This is a genomic window from Pseudomonas fuscovaginae SE-1 (assembly GCF_000364705.1).
Taxonomy (GTDB): Bacteria; Pseudomonadota; Gammaproteobacteria; order Pseudomonadales; family Pseudomonadaceae; genus Aquipseudomonas; species Aquipseudomonas fuscovaginae_A.
In genome coordinates this window covers 1-16,274 of record NZ_AQOH01000343.1, presented here as the reverse complement: position 1 = coordinate 16,274, position 16,274 = coordinate 1, and the positions used below count along the sequence as shown (strand labels likewise).

General features: G+C 64.1%; 14 protein-coding genes. 12 read left to right on the top strand and 2 right to left on the bottom strand.

What is annotated here, in order from left to right:
- Positions 1–60: 60 nt before the first annotated feature.
- The 5 genes from K675_RS0126880 (at position 61) to K675_RS0126860 (ending at position 3,550) form a co-directional block, all read left to right on the top strand.
- A complete protein-coding gene (locus K675_RS0126880) occupies positions 61–600 on the top strand; it encodes a TetR/AcrR family transcriptional regulator (protein WP_017906562.1) in 540 nt (179 codons plus the stop codon).
- 29 nt (positions 601–629) lie between these two features.
- Positions 630–1,463 (top strand): alpha/beta fold hydrolase, encoded by an 834-nt coding sequence (locus K675_RS0126875; RefSeq protein ID WP_017906561.1) that lies wholly within the window; start codon positions 630–632, stop codon positions 1,461–1,463.
- A 43-nt stretch (positions 1,464–1,506) separates the two neighbouring features.
- Complete coding sequence (locus K675_RS0126870) at positions 1,507–1,941, top strand: acyl-CoA thioesterase (protein ID WP_017906560.1); 435 nt, start codon at positions 1,507–1,509, stop codon at positions 1,939–1,941.
- Positions 1,942–2,016: 75 nt separating this feature from the next.
- Positions 2,017–2,976 carry a tRNA dihydrouridine synthase gene (locus tag K675_RS0126865; protein WP_017906559.1) on the top strand — a complete coding sequence of 320 codons (960 nt, stop codon included), beginning with the start codon at positions 2,017–2,019 and terminating at the stop codon, positions 2,974–2,976.
- 124 nt (positions 2,977–3,100) lie between these two features.
- Positions 3,101–3,550, top strand: coding sequence for an Hsp20 family protein (locus K675_RS0126860; protein ID WP_017906558.1), 450 nt, complete (start codon positions 3,101–3,103; stop codon positions 3,548–3,550).
- Between the two features lie 302 nt (positions 3,551–3,852).
- Here the strand turns inward: K675_RS0126860 and K675_RS0126855 are convergent, their stop codons facing one another.
- Both K675_RS0126855 and K675_RS0126850 read right to left on the bottom strand, forming a co-directional pair.
- Positions 3,853–7,128, bottom strand: coding sequence for a PAS domain S-box protein (locus tag K675_RS0126855; protein ID WP_017906557.1), 3,276 nt, complete (start codon positions 7,126–7,128; stop codon positions 3,853–3,855).
- Between the two features lie 66 nt (positions 7,129–7,194).
- A complete protein-coding gene (locus K675_RS0126850) occupies positions 7,195–8,085 on the bottom strand; it encodes a LysR family transcriptional regulator (RefSeq protein WP_017906556.1) in 891 nt (296 codons plus the stop codon).
- 154 nt (positions 8,086–8,239) lie between these two features.
- Between K675_RS0126850 and leuC the strand changes: the two genes are divergently transcribed.
- The 7 genes from leuC to K675_RS0126815 all read left to right on the top strand — a co-directional run.
- Positions 8,240–9,658 (top strand): 3-isopropylmalate dehydratase large subunit, encoded by a 1,419-nt coding sequence (leuC, locus tag K675_RS0126845; protein WP_017906555.1) that lies wholly within the window; start codon positions 8,240–8,242, stop codon positions 9,656–9,658.
- 11 nt (positions 9,659–9,669) lie between these two features.
- Entirely contained in the window at positions 9,670–10,314 is a 645-nt protein-coding gene (gene leuD / locus K675_RS0126840) for a 3-isopropylmalate dehydratase small subunit (protein WP_017906554.1), read from the top strand.
- 166 nt (positions 10,315–10,480) lie between these two features.
- Entirely contained in the window at positions 10,481–11,245 is a 765-nt protein-coding gene (locus K675_RS0126835; RefSeq protein ID WP_017906553.1) for a class I SAM-dependent methyltransferase, read from the top strand.
- Between the two features lie 56 nt (positions 11,246–11,301).
- Positions 11,302–12,384 carry a 3-isopropylmalate dehydrogenase gene (gene leuB, locus K675_RS0126830; RefSeq protein WP_017906552.1) on the top strand — a complete coding sequence of 361 codons (1,083 nt, stop codon included), beginning with the start codon at positions 11,302–11,304 and terminating at the stop codon, positions 12,382–12,384.
- A gap of 67 nt (positions 12,385–12,451) precedes the next feature.
- Positions 12,452–13,564: an aspartate-semialdehyde dehydrogenase gene (gene asd, locus K675_RS0126825; protein ID WP_017906551.1), complete on the top strand. Its 1,113-nt coding sequence runs from the start codon at positions 12,452–12,454 to the stop codon at positions 13,562–13,564.
- A gap of 351 nt (positions 13,565–13,915) precedes the next feature.
- Positions 13,916–14,917 carry an aspartate-semialdehyde dehydrogenase gene (locus K675_RS0126820; protein ID WP_017906550.1) on the top strand — a complete coding sequence of 334 codons (1,002 nt, stop codon included), beginning with the start codon at positions 13,916–13,918 and terminating at the stop codon, positions 14,915–14,917.
- A 208-nt stretch (positions 14,918–15,125) separates the two neighbouring features.
- Positions 15,126–16,274, top strand: a 1,149-nt coding sequence (locus tag K675_RS0126815) for a type IV pilus assembly protein FimV (protein ID WP_017906549.1), incomplete at its 3' end; no start/stop codon positions are given.

Genomic DNA, 16,274 nt, shown 5'->3' with positions numbered 1-16,274 from the left:
AAGACCTTGCGAAAAAATATTATGAGAATAATATTTCCGATGTCATATCTGGAGATGGCAATGAACGACAAAAAGGCCCAGACCCGCGAACGAATCCTCCAGGCGGCCAGCGCTGCGCTGATCCAGCGTGGTCCCGCCGAGCCGAGTGTCAGTGAAGTGATGGCCGCCGCCGGCTTGACCGTGGGTGGCTTCTACGCGCATTTCGAGAGCAAGGACGCGATGATGCTCGAGGCATTCAAGCAGTTGCTTGCGCAGCGTCGGGCGAAGATGGATGAAGTCGACAACCAGTTGAGTGGGGAAGAGCGGCGTGCCCTGTTCGCCGCGTTCTACCTGTCGCGCAAGCATCGCGACGCGGTCGATCATGCCTGCCCGCTGCCAGCGGTGGTGGGGGAGATCGGCAGCCTGCCCGAGTGCTTTCGCGAGGCGCTCAACGAACATGTGGAGTTGATGGTCGCGCAACTGGCGGCCAGCCCCGAGGACACCGAAACGGCCCTGGCCGATATCGCCCTGATGATCGGCGGTCTGGCCGTGGCCCGGGCGCTGGGTCCGGGAGAGCTGTCCGATAGAATGCTGCGCGCGGCCAAGTCGGCGGTGCGCTGAAGGTTCGAGCTGCCCTGAGGTGAAACCTGATGAATACTTTGCGCTGGATTCGTGGCATCAACGGTACCCTGGGGCGCGTGGCGCCGCGGGTCGCGGCGAGTCGGATGCGTCAGGTCTTCATGACGCCCCGCGAGCGTTCGCCACGGGACTGGGAGCTGCCGCTGCTGGCGACAGCCGAACGGATCACCCTGCGGTTCGGTCTTTCCGCGCTGCGTTGGGGGCAAGGCCCGACCGTGCTGCTGATGCATGGCTGGGAAGGGCGGCCTACCCAGTTCGCCAGCCTGATCGAAGCCCTGGTGGCGGCCGGTTATACCGCCGTGGCCCTCGATGGGCCGGCCCATGGCCAGTCGCCCGGGCGTGAGGCGAACGTGGTGGCGTTTGCCCGGGCGTTGCTCGAAGCCGCCGCCGAGCTGCCGGCGCTCAAGGCGGTGATCGGTCATTCCATGGGCGGCGCCAGCGCCATGCTCGCGACCCAGCTCGGGCTGCGTACCGAAGCGCTGGTCAGCATTTCTGCCCCGGCGCGGGTGCTGGGCGTGTTGCGTGGCTTTGCCCGTTATGTCGGGCTGCCGCCGCGGGCGCGTTCGGCGTTTATCCGGGAGGTCGAACGGGATGTCGGGATGCGTGCCGAGCACCTGGATATTGAGCATTACCAGATGGACATGCCGGGCCTGATCGTCCATGCCGAGGACGACCAACTGGTGGCGGTCGATGAATCGCGACGCATTCACCAGGCCTGGTTCGACAGTCGCCTGTTGCGCCTCGAAAGCGGTGGTCACCAGCGGCTGCTGGCCGATCCGCGGGTGATCGACGGGGTGTTGGCGTTGCTGGCCGGGCGTAGCGTGGCGCAGCGTCAGTCGGCCTGATCCGTTACACTGCCCCGGTCTTTGAATCGACCGGGAGCGGTACATGAGCTGGGATCTGGCGACACCCTTCATTCTCGACCTGCAGGTGGCCGCCGAGGACATCGACGGCCTCGGGCACGCCAACAACGCGGTGTACGTCACCTGGCTGGAGCGCTGTGCCTGGCGGCATTCCCAGCGCCTGGGCCTGGACCTGAGCGAGTATCGCCGGCTGGACCGGGCCATGGCGGTGGTGCGTCACGAGATCGACTACCTGGCGGCCGCCTACGAGGGCGACGAGTTGCAACTGGCGACCTGGATCGTCGATTGGGACCAGCGTCTGAAGATGACCCGGCGCTTCCAACTGGTGCGCCCGAGCGACAACCTGACCCTGCTGCGTGCGCAAACCACGTTCGTCTGCATCGAACTGTCCAGCGGCAAGCCCAGGCGCATGCCGGAAGAATTCCTCCAGGGCTACGGACCGGCGGTGCAGTCGGTCTGAAGGTGTACCGGTTTTACCCGGAACCCCGTAAACTGCCGCGCCTTTCGATATCCGCCTTTTTGATGAGAGTCACCCATGCAAATTGCCCTGGCGCCCATGGAGGGGTTGGTCGATAACATCCTGCGCGATGTCCTGACGCGCGTGGGGGGAATCGACTGGTGCGTCACGGAGTTCATCCGTATCAACGATTCGCTGCTGACGCCGGCCTACTACCACAAGTTCGCTCCCGAGCTGCTCACCGAAGCCCGTACCGCCGCCGGCGTGCCGCTGCGCGTGCAGTTGCTCGGTTCCGATCCTGTGTGCCTGGCCGAGAACGCGGCGTTGGCCTGCGAGCTGGGCTCGCAGGTGATCGACCTGAACTTCGGCTGCCCGGCCAAGACGGTGAACAAGTCCCGGGGCGGGGCGGTGCTGCTCAAGGAGCCGGAACTGCTCAACAGCATCGTCGAGCATGTGCGGCGGGCGGTGCCGGCGTCTATTCCGGTGACGGCGAAGATGCGCCTGGGTTTCGACAGCCCGGATGGCGCGCTGGTCTGCGGTACGGCCCTGGCCGAAGGCGGTGCGTCGCAGATCGTGGTGCATGCGCGGACCAAGGTTGATGGCTACAAGCCGCCGGCCCATTGGGAATGGGTGGCGCGGGTGCAGGACGTGGTCAAGGTGCCAGTGTTCGCCAACGGTGACATCTGGTCGCTGGAAGACTGGCGGCGCTGCCGCGAGGTCAGTGGTGCCGAGGACTTCATGCTCGGTCGTGGGCTGGTGTCGCGCCCTGACCTGGCCCGGCAGATCGCGGCCGAGCGTGCCGGTGAAGAAGTGGTCGAGATGGGCTGGGCCGAATTGTTGCCGCTGCTTCAGGACTTCTGGCTGCAGGCCCGGGCACAGCTCACGCCGCGCCAGGCGCCGGGTCGCCTGAAACAGTGGTTGGCGATGCTGACGCGCAACTACCCGGAAGCGGTCGAGCTGTTCAATCTCGTGCGACGCGAGACCGACTGCGACACGGTCAGTCGGCTGTTGAGCCTGCCGTTGTCCGAGGCCGCCTGAAACGGGCGGCCAAAAAATTTTTCGACAATCTCTTGAAATGCGTTTGGGCGTTCCTATCTAAGGGGTACGCGATGCCGAATTCGGGTCGCGAATCAAACCACTCGCTGAATTTCAGGAGATTGACATGACTACTGCATTTTCTCTGGCTCCACTGTTCCGCTCCTCCGTTGGCTTCGACCGTTTCAACGACCTGTTCGAGACTGCGCTGCGTAACGAACCGAGCAGCAGCTACCCTCCTTACAACGTTGAAAAACACGGCGAAGACCAGTATCGCATTGTCATTGCGGCCGCCGGTTTCCAGGAAGAAGATCTGGAGTTGCAAGTCGAGAAGGGCGTCTTGACCGTCAGTGGCGGCAAGCGCGAGGCCAAGGCTGAAAACGTCAGCTACCTGCACCAGGGCATTGCCCAGCGTGCCTTCAAGTTGTCCTTCCGCCTGGCCGACCATATCGAGGTCAAGGCTGCCGGCCTGAGCAACGGTCTGTTGAACATCGACCTGCTGCGGGTCGTGCCGGAAGAGGCGAAAGCCAAGCGCATCCCGATCGGTGGGACGCAGCAACCGGCTCTGCAGCACTAAGCTCGAGCCTGCAAGACAAAACCCCGCCTCGGCGGGGTTTTGTATTTTTTGGAGTGAGTGCCTTGAGCTCGATGCATCTCTTGTGGCGAGCGGGCTTGTCGGAACGCCGCACCGCCGCGCTGGGGCGCGAAGCGGCCCTGAAACCCGTTACCCCATTCCGCCTGACGTACCGGGGAAGCCGGTCTGGGGCTGCCCTGCAGCCCAGCGCGGGCAAGCCCGCTCGCCACATAGGTCCGCTCACCACACAAGTCCGTTCCACCCATCACCAGGATGCTAACCCCAAGAACCCAGCACGGGGATGCTCACCCGAGGAGCTTCTTGAAGTCCTCCAGCGGCAACGGCCGGCTGTGCAGGTAGCCCTGGTACAGGTGGCAGCCCAGGCCTTCGAGGAACATCAGTTGCTCCGGCAGCTCGACTCCCTCTGCAATCACCATCAGCCCCAGGCTGCGGGCCATGGCGACGATCGCGCGGATGATCTCCGCGTCGTTGGGGTCGTGAGTGGCGTCGCGGACGAACGACTGGTCGATTTTCAGTGCATCCACCGGCAGGCGCTTGAGATAGGTCAGCGATGAATAGCCGGTGCCGAAGTCGTCCATGGCGAAACTCACGCCGAGCTTGTTCAGGCGGCGCATCTTGTTGATGGTGTCCTCCATATTCTGGATCACGATGCCTTCGGTGATTTCCAGCTTGAGCATCGAGGACGGCACATTGTGCTGCAGCAGGCAGCGCTCCACCCGTTCGACGAAATCGGCCTGGCGAAACTGGCGCGGGCTGATGTTCACGCACAGGCTGAAGGAATGGGCGATCAGCCCCTCACGCAACAGCACGCCAAAGGCTTCGCAGGCGTGGTCGAGAATCCAGGTGCCGACCTCGAGGATCAGCCCGCTGTCCTCCAGGACCTTGATGAATTCGTTGGGTGATTGCGCGCCCAATTCCGGATGGTGCCAGCGCACCAGGGCCTCGGCACCGACGATACTGTTGTCGCGGGCGTCCACCTGGGGTTGGAAGTGCACGCTGAACTCGCCCCGGGAAAGCGCCTGGCGCAAGTCGTTCTCCATGCGCAGGCGCTCGCTGGCGGCCTTCTGCATGGTGCTGTGGAACATCTGGGTGATGTTGCGGCCGGAGTCCTTGGCCCGGTACAGCGCGATGTCCGCGCGCTTGAGCAGGTCGGCGGGGGTCGAGCCGTGGTCCGGGATCAGGGCTACGCCGATGCTCGGGGTCACCTGCAGGCGCTGGCCGTCGAGGAACATCGGTTCGGCCAGCAGTTCGCGGATGGTGTCCGCCAGTTCATGAACCTTTTGCGTCACTTCGCTACGTGAGCCTTCGAGGCCGCTGAGCAGCACCACGAATTCGTCGCCACCGAGCCGCGCCACGGTGTCTTCGACGCGCACGCTGGCCTCCAGGCGCGCGGTGACCACCTTGAGCACGGTGTCGCCCACCGGGTGACCGAGGGAATCGTTGATGTGCTTGAAGTGGTCCAGGTCGAGAAACAGCAGCGCGCCGCGCAGGTTGTGGCGTTTGAGCAGGGCGATCTGCTGGCTCAGGCGATCGGTCAGCATGGCCCGGTTGGGCAGGTTGGTCAGTGGGTCGTGATAGGCCAGGTGGCGGATCTGCGCCTGGGCGTTCTTCAACTGGCTGATGTCCCGGGCGGTCATCAGCAGGCAGGCGGTTTCGTTGAGGGTGATCGGTTCGACCGATATCTCCACTGTCAGCACGTCGCCACGCTTGTTGCGCCCGAGCATGTCGCGATGGGGGACGTGGCCCCGTTCCTTGAGTTCCTCGAGGAGCGAGGTGCGTTCCTTGTGGTCGGCCCAGATGCCGAGTTCATAAACGGTGCGGCCGATGACCTCGGCGTTGGAGTAGCCGGTCAGTCGGCAGAAGCCATCGTTGACCTCCAGGTAGCGGCCGCTTTGCCGTTCGATGATGGTGATGGCATCGGGGCTGGAGTGGAAGGCTTTGGCGAACTTCTCCTCGCTGGCCTTGAGTGCGGTTTCGGCCCGTTGCTGCTGAGTGATGTCGCGCAGGGTGGTGACGATGCACGGGCGTTGCTCGACCTCGATCTGCCGGCTGTTGATCACGCAGGTCAGGGCCTGGCCGCTCTTGTGGTGCACGACCACCGCGACATTGTTCAGCGCCTGGTCGCGGATCACCTGCTGGATACGTTGCAGGCGCTTGGCCGAGTCCTCCCAGAGGCCGATCTGGTCGGCGCTGCGATGGCGGATCTCGTCCAGGCTCCAGCCAAAGGTCTGGGTGAAGGCCGGGTTGATCTCGATGAACTGGCCGGTGTCCTGCAGTGTCACGCAGATCGGGTCCGGGCTGGCCTGGAACAGGCTGGCGAATTTTTCTTCCGAGGCCTGCAGGCGCTGTTCGCGTTCGACCTGTTCGGTGATGTCGAGCAGGGTGCCGGCCATGCGCAGCGGCTTGCCCTCGCTGTCACGATAGAGTCGGGCGCGGCTCTCCAGGTAGCGCGAGGTGCCGTTGTCCAACTGCACCCGGTAGGTCACCTGGTAGTTGCCCGCCGGGCCTTCGCGCAGGCTGCGGTAGGCATCGCGCATGTTTTCCCGTTCCTCGGGAGGGACACCGTCGAAAAAAGCGTCGAAGGATTCATGGAAGGGGTGTGGCTCCAGGCCGTGCAACTGGGCGGCACGGGCGGAGCCGTAGAGCATGCCGCTGGGAATGTGCCAGTCCCAGGTGCCGAGTTGGGCCGAATCCAGGGCCAGGTCGAGGCGTTCCTGGCTGTCCTTGAGGGCCTGCTCGGCGTTTTTGCGTTCGGTGGTGTCGAGAAAGGTGCTGAGCAGGTAGGCCTGGCCTTCCAGTTCGACCCGCTGGGCACTGAGGATGCCGTCGTGGATCTGGCCGTTGCTGGCGCGGAACTGCACCTCCTGGCTGACCGGGTCGGTTCGGCCGCGCAAGGTCCTGACCAGTCTTGCGCGCTCCTCCGGGTGGACCCACAGGCCCAGCTCCAGTGTGGTCATGCCGATCACCTGCAGGGCCGGCCAGCCGAACAGACTCTCGAAGTACTGGTTGGCCTCGCTGATCAGGCCGTCTTCCTCACGGGTCAGCAGCACCATGTTGGGGCTCAGGTGGAACAGCGTGGCGAAGCGCTTCTCCGAGCTGCTCAGGGCCTGTTCGCGCTGGCGCTGTTGGGTGACTTCGCGAATCACCCCGATCATCCGTGGCTTGCCGTCCTTGTCCGGCAGCAGGCTGCCGCTGATCTCCAGCCAGTGCAGGCTGCCGTCCGGCCAGCGGATGCGGTGGTGCATGGCCTGTTCCACCGGCTCGCCGGCCAGGACGGCGCGGAAGGCGCGTAGCGTGCGGGCGCGGTCCTCGACCGGCAGCAGGTCCAGGTAGTCGACATCCTTGGGCAGCGGCTGGTGCGGGTCGAAGCCGAACAGCGCCTGGGTGCCACGGGACCAACTGACCTGACCATTCTCGATATTCCAGGACCAGGCGCCCAGGCGGGCACCATTGAGGGCGGCCAGTAACTGCGGGGCGCTTTCCCAGCTCTTTTCCGACTCGTGAGGGTCGAGGGCATGGATGCGCGGCAAGGGCGGAATACGGCTAGCGTTCTTGGGCATCAACGGCAGTCCTTGGGTGAAAGGCACGTTATTGCTGCAAGAGGCCTGGGCTGAGACAGAACCGGCTTATGCCGTGGAGGTCGGCAAATCCGTCTGCGCATCCAATAAAGCCATAAAGGCCCGTGCGGCATTCGACAGCGTCCGTTCGGTATGCAGGATATAGCCTAGCTGGCGACTGAGCTGTATGCCCGGTAAAGGTATGCGCGCGACCTGTTCGTCGAGCATGGTGCGTGGCAGGACGCTCCAGGCCAGGCCGATGGACACCATCATCTTGATGGTTTCCAGGTAGTTGGTGCTCATGGCGATGTTCGGCGTCAGGCCCTGAGCCTCGAACAGGCGCTGGACGATGTGGTGGGTGAAGGTGTTGCCGCCAGGGAAGACCGCCGGTCGGTGGGCGATGTCCCGCAGGCTGACCGTGTCGTTGCTGGCCAGCGGATGTTCCGGGGCAACGACGAAATCCAGCGGGTCGTCCCATACCGGCACCGCACGGACCAGGTGATGGGGTTCCGGCGCCAGGGTGATGACCGCCAGTTCGGCGCGGCCGTGGAGAATTTCCTCATAAGCGACTTCCGAATCGAGGAACTGAATGTCCAGCGCTACCTGTGGGTACTGCCGGGTATAGGCACGCAATAACGGCGGCAGGCGGTGCAGGCCAATATGATGGCTGGTGGCCAGAGTCAGGCGCCCGCTGACCTCGCCGGTCAGGTTGGTCAGGGCCCGGCGGGTATCGTCGAGCACGTTGAGAATCTGGTAGGCCCGGGGTAGCAGGGCGCGGCCGGCCTCGGTCAGGCCGACCTCGCGGCCCAGTCGGTCAAACAGCCGGACGTTCAGTTGCTGTTCCAGACCGGCGATCCGTTTGCTGATCGCCGGCTGGGTCAGGTGCAGGCGTTCGCCGGCGCCGGAGAAGCTGCCGGTTTCGGCAATCGCGATAAAGGCGTTGAGGTTGGCCAGATCCATGAGCAGTATTCCAGATGGATATCCAAAGCATAAAAATTATGAATTTGAGTTATTCACTCTAACCTCATAGCATCGACCTCACAAGCCAAAGGGTTATTGAGAACTGTCATCAATAGACCCGGGGCATAGAAACAAGCTGATGAGGAAACGTCTGATGGCTGGCAAAACGCTTTACGACAAGCTTTGGGAATCCCATGAAGTGAAACGGCGCGATGATGGGTCGTCGCTGATCTACATCGACCGTCACATCATTCACGAAGTGACCTCGCCACAAGCGTTCGAAGGCCTCAAGCTGGCCGGCCGCAAGCCATGGCGGGTCGACTCGATCGTCGCCACGCCCGACCACAACGTACCGACCACCCCAGAGCGCAAGGGCGGAATCGAAGCGATCGCCGACCAGGTGTCGCGTATCCAGGTGCAGACACTCGACGACTACTGCGACGAGTTCGGCATCACCGAATTCAAGATGAACGACGTGCGTCAGGGCATCGTCCACGTGATCGGCCCGGAGCAGGGCGCGACCCTGCCGGGCATGACCGTGGTCTGCGGTGACTCGCATACCTCGACCCACGGCGCCTTCGGCGCCCTGGCACACGGTATCGGCACCTCCGAGGTCGAGCACGTGTTCGCCACCCAGTGCCTGGTCGCGAAGAAGATGAAGAACATGCTCGTTCGCGTCGAAGGGCAGTTGCCGGTCGGCGTGACCGCCAAGGACATCGTGCTGGCTGTCATCGGCAAGATCGGCACCGCCGGCGGTAACGGCCATGCCATCGAGTTCGCCGGCAGCGCGATCCGCGACCTGTCCATCGAAGGCCGCATGACCATCTGCAACATGTCCATCGAAGCCGGTGCCCGCGTCGGCCTGGTGGCGGCGGACGAGAAGACCGTCGCCTACGTCAAGGACCGTCCGTTCTCCCCGAAAGGCGCGGAATGGGACCTGGCCGTCGAAGCCTGGAAGGACCTGGTCTCCGATGCCGACGCGGTGTTCGACACCGTGGTCGAGCTCGATGCCGCCCAGATCAAGCCACAGGTCAGTTGGGGCACCTCGCCGGAAATGGTGCTCGCCGTCGATCAGAAGGTACCGGACCCGGCCCAGGAGCCGGACCTGGTCAAGCGTGGTTCCATCGAGCGCGCGCTCAAGTACATGGGCCTGACTGCCAACCAGGCGATCACCGACATCCAGTTGGACCGGGTCTTCATCGGTTCCTGCACCAACTCGCGGATCGAGGACCTGCGTGCTGCCGCGCAAGTGGCCAAGGGCCGCAAGGTGGCCTCGACCATCAAGCAGGCGCTGGTGGTGCCGGGCTCGGGCCTGGTCAAGGCCCAGGCCGAGGCCGAAGGCCTGGACAAGATTTTCCTCGAAGCCGGCTTCGAATGGCGTGAACCGGGCTGCTCGATGTGCCTGGCGATGAACCCGGACCGCCTGGAAAGCGGCGAGCACTGCGCCTCGACTTCCAACCGGAACTTCGAAGGGCGCCAGGGCGCCGGTGGGCGTACCCACCTGGTCAGCCCGGCCATGGCCGCGGCGGCTGCCATCAACGGCCGTTTCATCGACGTTCGCGAATTGATCTGAGGAAAACCAACATGAAAGCCTTTACCCAGCACACCGGCCTCGTCGCGCCCTTGGATCGTGCCAACGTCGATACCGATCAGATCATTCCCAAGCAGTTCCTCAAGTCGATCAAGCGCACCGGCTTCGGTCCGAACCTGTTCGACGAGTGGCGCTATCTGGACGTGGGCTATGCCTACCAGGACAACTCCAAGCGTCCGCTGAACAAGGATTTCGTGCTCAACGCCGAACGCTACCAGGGCGCCAGCGTGCTGCTGGCGCGGGAAAACTTCGGCTGCGGTTCCAGCCGCGAGCACGCGCCGTGGGCGCTGGACGAGTATGGCTTTCGCAGCATCATCGCGCCGAGCTATGCCGACATCTTCTTCAACAACAGCTTCAAGAACGGCCTGCTGCCGATCATTCTCAGCGACAGCGAAGTCGACGAGCTGTTCCAGCAGGTCGAGGCTACTCCGGGTTACCAACTGACCGTCGATCTCGCGGCCCAGACCGTGACCCGTCCGGATGGCAAGGTCTATCACTTCGAAGTCGATGCGTTCCGCAAGCACTGCCTGCTCAACGGCCTGGACGATATCGGCCTGACCCTGCAGGACGGTGACGCGATCGCGGCGTTCGAGGCCAGGCATCGCGCCAGCCAGCCGTGGCTGTTCCGCGACGCCTGATTCGATATCGGCGGGACGGGCCCCATTTGCGGCGGTTCGGCGCTGCGACAAGCGCTGTTCCTGCCAGGTTGGGGGCGTACGCAATATCGGTGAATTGTAGGAGCAGGGCTTGCCCGAGAATGGGGGCCCTCAAATTCCACCCGGCAATCCGACAAAAGGACCACCCATGACCAGCAATGCCCACAGCCAAGTGGTACAAAAGCAGTTTGGTGAACAGGCGGCTGCTTACCTGAGCAGCGCCGTACACGCCCAGGGCGCCGAGTTCGCGCTGCTGCAGGCCGAGCTGGCCGGGCACGCCAATGCGCGGGTGCTGGACCTGGGCTGCGGCGCCGGCCATGTGAGCTTTCACGTCGCCCCGCTGGTGGCCAAGGTGGCCGCCTACGACCTCTCGCAGCAGATGCTCGACGTGGTCGCCGTGGCCGCCAGGGAACGTGGCCTGGACAATATCGCCACCGTACAGGGCGCGGCGGAGAGCCTGCCGTTCGCCGATGGCGAGTTCGATTTCGTCTTCAGCCGCTACTCGGCGCATCACTGGAGCGATCTCGGCCTGGCCCTGCGGGAAGTGCGGCGGGTGTTGAAACCGGGTGGCGTGGCGGCCTTCGTCGACGTAATGTCGCCGGGCAGCCCGTTGTTCGACACTTACCTGCAGAGCGTCGAGGTGCTGCGCGACACCAGTCATGTGCGCGACTACTCGGCCGCCGAGTGGACACGCCAGGTCAGCGAGGCGGGCCTGCACGTGCGCGGCACCGGCCGCCAGCGCCTGCGCCTGGAGTTCAACTCCTGGGTCGAGCGCATGCGTACCCCGGCACAGTTGCGGGTGGCGATTCGCGACCTGCAGCAGGCGATGGGGGCCGAAGTGCGGAAATATTTTGAGATTGAGGCCGACGGTTCGTTCAGTACAGATGTACTGGTGCTGTGGGCCGAGCGATAGACTTTTTCCGGGTCGCCCGGTATCACGGGCGACCCGACAGATGACATGAGGAAAGCATGAGCAAGCAGATTCTGATTCTCCCAGGCGACGGTATCGGTCCGGAAATCATGGCCGAAGCGGTCAAGGTGCTGGAACTGGCCAACGAGAAGTACGACCTGGGCTTCGAACTGAGCCACGACGTGATCGGTGGCGCGGCCATCGACAAGCATGGCGTGCCGTTGGCCGACGAGACACTGGACCGTGCCCGTGCCGCCGATGCGGTGCTGCTGGGCGCCGTCGGCGGGCCGAAGTGGGACAAGATCGAGCGGGACATCCGCCCCGAGCGCGGCCTGCTGAAAATCCGCGCGCAACTGGGCCTGTTCGGCAACCTGCGTCCGGCGATCCTCTATCCGCAACTGGCCGATGCCTCGAGCCTCAAGCGTGAAATCGTCGCCGGTCTGGATATTCTGATCGTTCGCGAGCTGACCGGCGGCATCTATTTCGGCGCACCACGCGGCACCCGCGAGCTGGAGAACGGCGAGCGGCAGTCCTACGACACCCTGCCGTACAGCGAAAGCGAAATCCGCCGTATCGCCCGTGTCGGCTTCGACATGGCCCGCGTGCGCGGCAAGAAGCTCTGTTCGGTGGACAAGGCCAACGTCCTGGCGTCCAGCCAGTTGTGGCGTGAAGTGGTCGAGGAGGTCGCCAAGGACTACCCGGACGTCGAGCTGAGCCACATGTACGTCGACAACGCGGCGATGCAACTGGTGCGCGCGCCGAAGCAGTTCGACGTGATCGTCACCGACAACATGTTCGGCGACATCCTCTCCGACGAGGCGTCGATGCTCACCGGTTCGATCGGCATGCTGCCGTCGGCGTCTCTGGATGCCAATAACAAGGGCATGTACGAGCCATGCCATGGCTCGGCTCCGGACATCGCCGGGCAGGGCATCGCCAACCCGCTGGCGACCATCCTGTCGGTGTCGATGATGCTGCGCTACAGCTTCAACCTGCACGAAGCGGCGGCGGCCATCGAACAGGCGGTGAGCGTGGTGCTGGACCGCGGCTTGCGTACCGGCGATATCTGGTCCGAGGGTTGCACCAAGGTCGGAACGCAGGAAATGGGTAACGCAGTAGCCGAGGCGCTGCGGAATCTGTAATCTCTCGGGCCCACCGCTTCTTTCATCCCCGGAAGCGGTGACCCACTTTTGTAAAAGGTGTAGTTCGATGAAGCGTGTAGGTCTGATCGGTTGGCGCGGTATGGTCGGTTCCGTGCTCATGCAGCGGATGCTGGAAGAGCGGGACTTCGATCTTATTGAGCCGGTGTTCTTCACCACTTCCAATGTGGGTGGCCAGGGTCCGTCCGTGGGCAAGGATATTGCTCCGCTGAAGGATGCCTACAGCATTGAAGAGCTGAAAACCCTTGACGTGATTCTGACCTGCCAGGGCGGCGACTACACCAGCGAGGTCTTCCCCAAGCTGCGCGAAGCCGGCTGGCAGGGTTACTGGATCGATGCCGCCTCCAGCCTGCGCATGCAGGATGACGCGGTGATCGTGCTCGATCCGGTGAACCGCAAGGTCATCGACCAGCAGCTGGATTCCGGCACCCGCAATTTCATCGGCGGCAACTGCACTGTCAGCCTGATGCTGATGGGCCTGGGCGGTCTGTTCGAGGCCGGCCTGGTGGAGTGGATGAGCGCGATGACCTATCAGGCCGCTTCCGGTGCCGGCGCGCAGAACATGCGTGAGCTGATCCGGCAGATGGGCGCCACCCATGCGGCGGTCGCCGATGACCTGGCGAACCCGGCCAGTGCCATCCTCGATATCGATCGCAAGGTCGCCGAGACCATGCGCAGCGATGCCTACCCGACCGAGAACTTCGGCGTGCCGCTGGCCGGCAGCCTGATCCCGTGGATCGACAAGGAACTGCCGAACGGCCAGAGCCGCGAAGAGTGGAAGGCCCAGGCCGAGACCAACAAGATCCTCGGTCGCTTCAAGAACCCGATTCCGGTGGACGGCATCTGCGTGCGCATCGGCGCCATGCGCTGCCACAGTCAGGCGCTGACCATCAAGCTGAACAAGGATGTGCCGATGGCCGACATCGAAGGCCTGATCAGCCAGCACAACCCGTGGGTCAAGCTGGTGCCGAACCAGCGCGAGATCAGCATGCAGGAGCTGAGCCCGACCAAGGTCACCGGTACCCTGAACATCCCGGTAGGGCGTCTGCGCAAGCTGAACATGGGCTCGCAGTTCCTCGGCGCGTTCACCGTCGGCGACCAGTTGCTGTGGGGTGCTGCCGAGCCGCTGCGGCGCATGCTGCGGATCCTGCTGGAGCGTTGATTCGCCGAAGGCTTGCACGAAGCCCGCGCCTCGCAAGAGTCGCGGGCTTTTTTATGCGTGACCCGTTTCTGTGGTGAGCCGGGTAGTGGGGATGGGCTTCTGTGGAGGCAGGGCTTCTGTGGCGAGCGGGCTTGCCCGCGCTGGGCTGCGCAGCAGCCCCCAAGCAGTCGCCGCGCACTATCAGGTCGATCGGGGTGGCCGGCTTCAGGGCCGCTGCGCGCCCCGGCGCGGCCAAGCCCGCTCGCCACAACAGTCCGCTCGCCAACGGTCGTGGCATCATCATCGAGAAATTGCCTGACCGCCTGGTCACGGGTAAAGTGCCGCACCCCCGTTTTGCCTGAGGAGAATCCCATGAGTCAGTCCCTTGATATTGCCGTGATCGGTGCCACCGGCACGGTCGGCGAAACCCTGGTGCAGATCCTCGAGGAGCGGGATTTTCCGGTGGCCGACCTGCACCTGCTGGCCAGCAGCGAGTCGGCGGGGCAGTCGGTGCCTTTCCGGGGCAAGAACGTGCGTGTCCGTGAGGTCGACGAATTCGACTTCGCCAAGGTCCGGCTGGCTTTTTTTGCCGCGGGGCCGGCGGTCACGCTCAGTTTCGCTCCGCGCGCGACGGCGGCCGGTTGTGCGGTGATCGATCTGTCCGGAGCCTTGCCTGCACCCCAGGTGGTGCCGGAAGCCAATGCCGGGGTTCTGTCGAGCCTGGGCAAGCCGGTGCAGGTCGGTAGCCCGAGCGCCTCGGCCACCGCGCTGGCCGTGGTCCTGGCGCCGCTCAAGGGCCTGCTGGATATCCGCCAGATGAGCCTGACCGCCTGCCTGGCGATGTCCAGCCAGGGGCGAGAAGCGGTCAGCGAGCTGGCCCGGCAGACCGCCGAGCTGTTGAACATGCGCCCGCTGGAGCCGCGGGTGTTCGACCGCCAGGTGGCGTTCAACCTGCTGGCCCGGGTCGGCAAGCCGGATGCCCAGGGCCATGTTCCCCTGGAAAAACGCCTGGTCAACGAGTTGCGCGAACTGCTGGAAGCACCTTTACTAAAAATTTCAGTCACTTGCGTTCAAGCCCCGGTGTTTTTTGGCGATAGCTATAGTGTGTCCCTGCAGGCCGCTGCCGATGTCGACCTGCAAGCGGTGAACGCGGCGCTCGAGGCCGCCGAGGGGATCGAACTGGTCGATGGCGACGATTACCCGACCGCGGTCGGTGACGCCGTGGGTCAGGATGTGGTCTATGTCGGGCGGGTTCGTCACGGTGTGGATGATTCGACACAGCTCAACCTGTGGCTGACCACGGACAACGTGCGCAAGGGTGCCGCGCTGAACGCTGTGCAACTGGCCGAGCTGTTGATAAAAGACCCGCTGTAAAAGATACTTGGCGACAATTTGCAGAATGATTCTGGCCTGACGCTATGCTCAGGTTGGTTGCTGAAGGTGAGCTGCCCCGGGGGCACTTGCAGGGGCATCGGCGACAACAGGGTGTGAGACCGTGATTTCCACGGCTGCACACCATGCCGCAAGGCAGCTACACCACCTTCTCGCTGGCCGAGGAACGCACAAACAAAGGAAGAGGCTGATGGTTCAAGTTCGCAAACTGGTGTTAGCAATAGCGGCCGCTTCGGCGCTGTCTTCCGGTATGGCGCATGCCCTCGGGCTGGGGGAAATGACCCTCAAGTCGACCCTGAACCAGCCGCTGCTGGTGGAAATCGAATTGCAGGATGTCGGTGGCCTCAGCGCTTCCGATATCGTGCCCAGCCTGGCTTCTCCCCAGGCGTTCAGCGATGCCGGCGTCAGCCGCCAGGACTTCCTGAATGACCTGACCTTCACGCCCGTCGTCAATCCCAATGGTCGCAGCGTGGTTCGAGTGACCTCCAGCAAGCCGCTGTCCGAGGCCTATGTGCGCTTCCTGGTCCAGGTGCAGTGGCCCCAGGGTCGACTGATGCGTGACTACAGCGTGCTGCTCGATCCGTCCAGATACGCACCGGCCGGCGAGGCCGCCAAGCCGGCTGTCGCGCCGAACGCACCGGTCACCGCGCCGACCCGGGCCAAGCAGTACACCACCGGGGCCAAGGACACCCTCTGGGAAATCGCCGCCAGGGAGCGTAATGGCGCTTCCGTGCAGCAGACCATGCTGGCGATCCAGGCGTTGAACCCGGGAGCCTTCGTCGATGGCAACATCAACCGGCTCAAGACCGGCCAGGTGTTGCGCCTGCCGGATACCGTGCAGAGCACGGCGCTGCCGCAGTCCAAGGCGATTGCCGAGGTGGCCGCGCAGAACGCCGCCTGGCGCCAGGGGCGTCGTGCGGGTCAGGGCCATGGCGGCAAGCAGCAGCTCGACGCCACCCGGCACAAGGGTGGCGAGGGTGCGCCCGCCGCTGCTGAACGCAAGGACAAGTTGAGCCTGGTTTCGGCCGAGAGCGGCAAGAAGGGGGGCAAGGGGGCGGCCGGCGACAGTAAGGCGCTGACCGACAAGCTGGCGATGACCCAGGAAAGCCTCGATGCGACCCGTCGCGACAACGCCGAACTGAAAAGCCGCATGGAGGACCTGCAGAGCCAACTGGACAAGCTGCAGCGCCTGATCGATCTGAAGAACGATCAGTTGGCCAAGCTGCAGGCTGAAGGGGCGGCTGCCGCTGCGGCACCAACGCCTGCTCCGGCGCAGCCGGCGGTGTCGGCCGAACTGGTGGCCAAGCCCGAGACCACTCCGGCATCGGCGCCTGTTGTC

Coding starts and splice junctions, on each gene's coding strand:
- K675_RS0126820 (WP_017906550.1), top strand. CDS start 13,916: ATGAGTCAGTCCCTTGATATTGCCGTGATCGGTGCCACCGGCACGGTC.
- K675_RS0126835 (WP_017906553.1), top strand. CDS start 10,481: ATGACCAGCAATGCCCACAGCCAAGTGGTACAAAAGCAGTTTGGTGAA.
- leuC (WP_017906555.1), top strand. CDS start 8,240: ATGGCTGGCAAAACGCTTTACGACAAGCTTTGGGAATCCCATGAAGTG.
- K675_RS0126855 (WP_017906557.1), bottom strand. CDS start 7,128: ATGCCCAAGAACGCTAGCCGTATTCCGCCCTTGCCGCGCATCCATGCC.
- asd (WP_017906551.1), top strand. CDS start 12,452: ATGAAGCGTGTAGGTCTGATCGGTTGGCGCGGTATGGTCGGTTCCGTG.
- K675_RS0126850 (WP_017906556.1), bottom strand. CDS start 8,085: ATGGATCTGGCCAACCTCAACGCCTTTATCGCGATTGCCGAAACCGGC.
- K675_RS0126865 (WP_017906559.1), top strand. CDS start 2,017: ATGCAAATTGCCCTGGCGCCCATGGAGGGGTTGGTCGATAACATCCTG.
- leuB (WP_017906552.1), top strand. CDS start 11,302: ATGAGCAAGCAGATTCTGATTCTCCCAGGCGACGGTATCGGTCCGGAA.
- K675_RS0126875 (WP_017906561.1), top strand. CDS start 630: ATGAATACTTTGCGCTGGATTCGTGGCATCAACGGTACCCTGGGGCGC.
- K675_RS0126860 (WP_017906558.1), top strand. CDS start 3,101: ATGACTACTGCATTTTCTCTGGCTCCACTGTTCCGCTCCTCCGTTGGC.
- K675_RS0126870 (WP_017906560.1), top strand. CDS start 1,507: ATGAGCTGGGATCTGGCGACACCCTTCATTCTCGACCTGCAGGTGGCC.
- leuD (WP_017906554.1), top strand. CDS start 9,670: ATGAAAGCCTTTACCCAGCACACCGGCCTCGTCGCGCCCTTGGATCGT.
- K675_RS0126880 (WP_017906562.1), top strand. CDS start 61: ATGAACGACAAAAAGGCCCAGACCCGCGAACGAATCCTCCAGGCGGCC.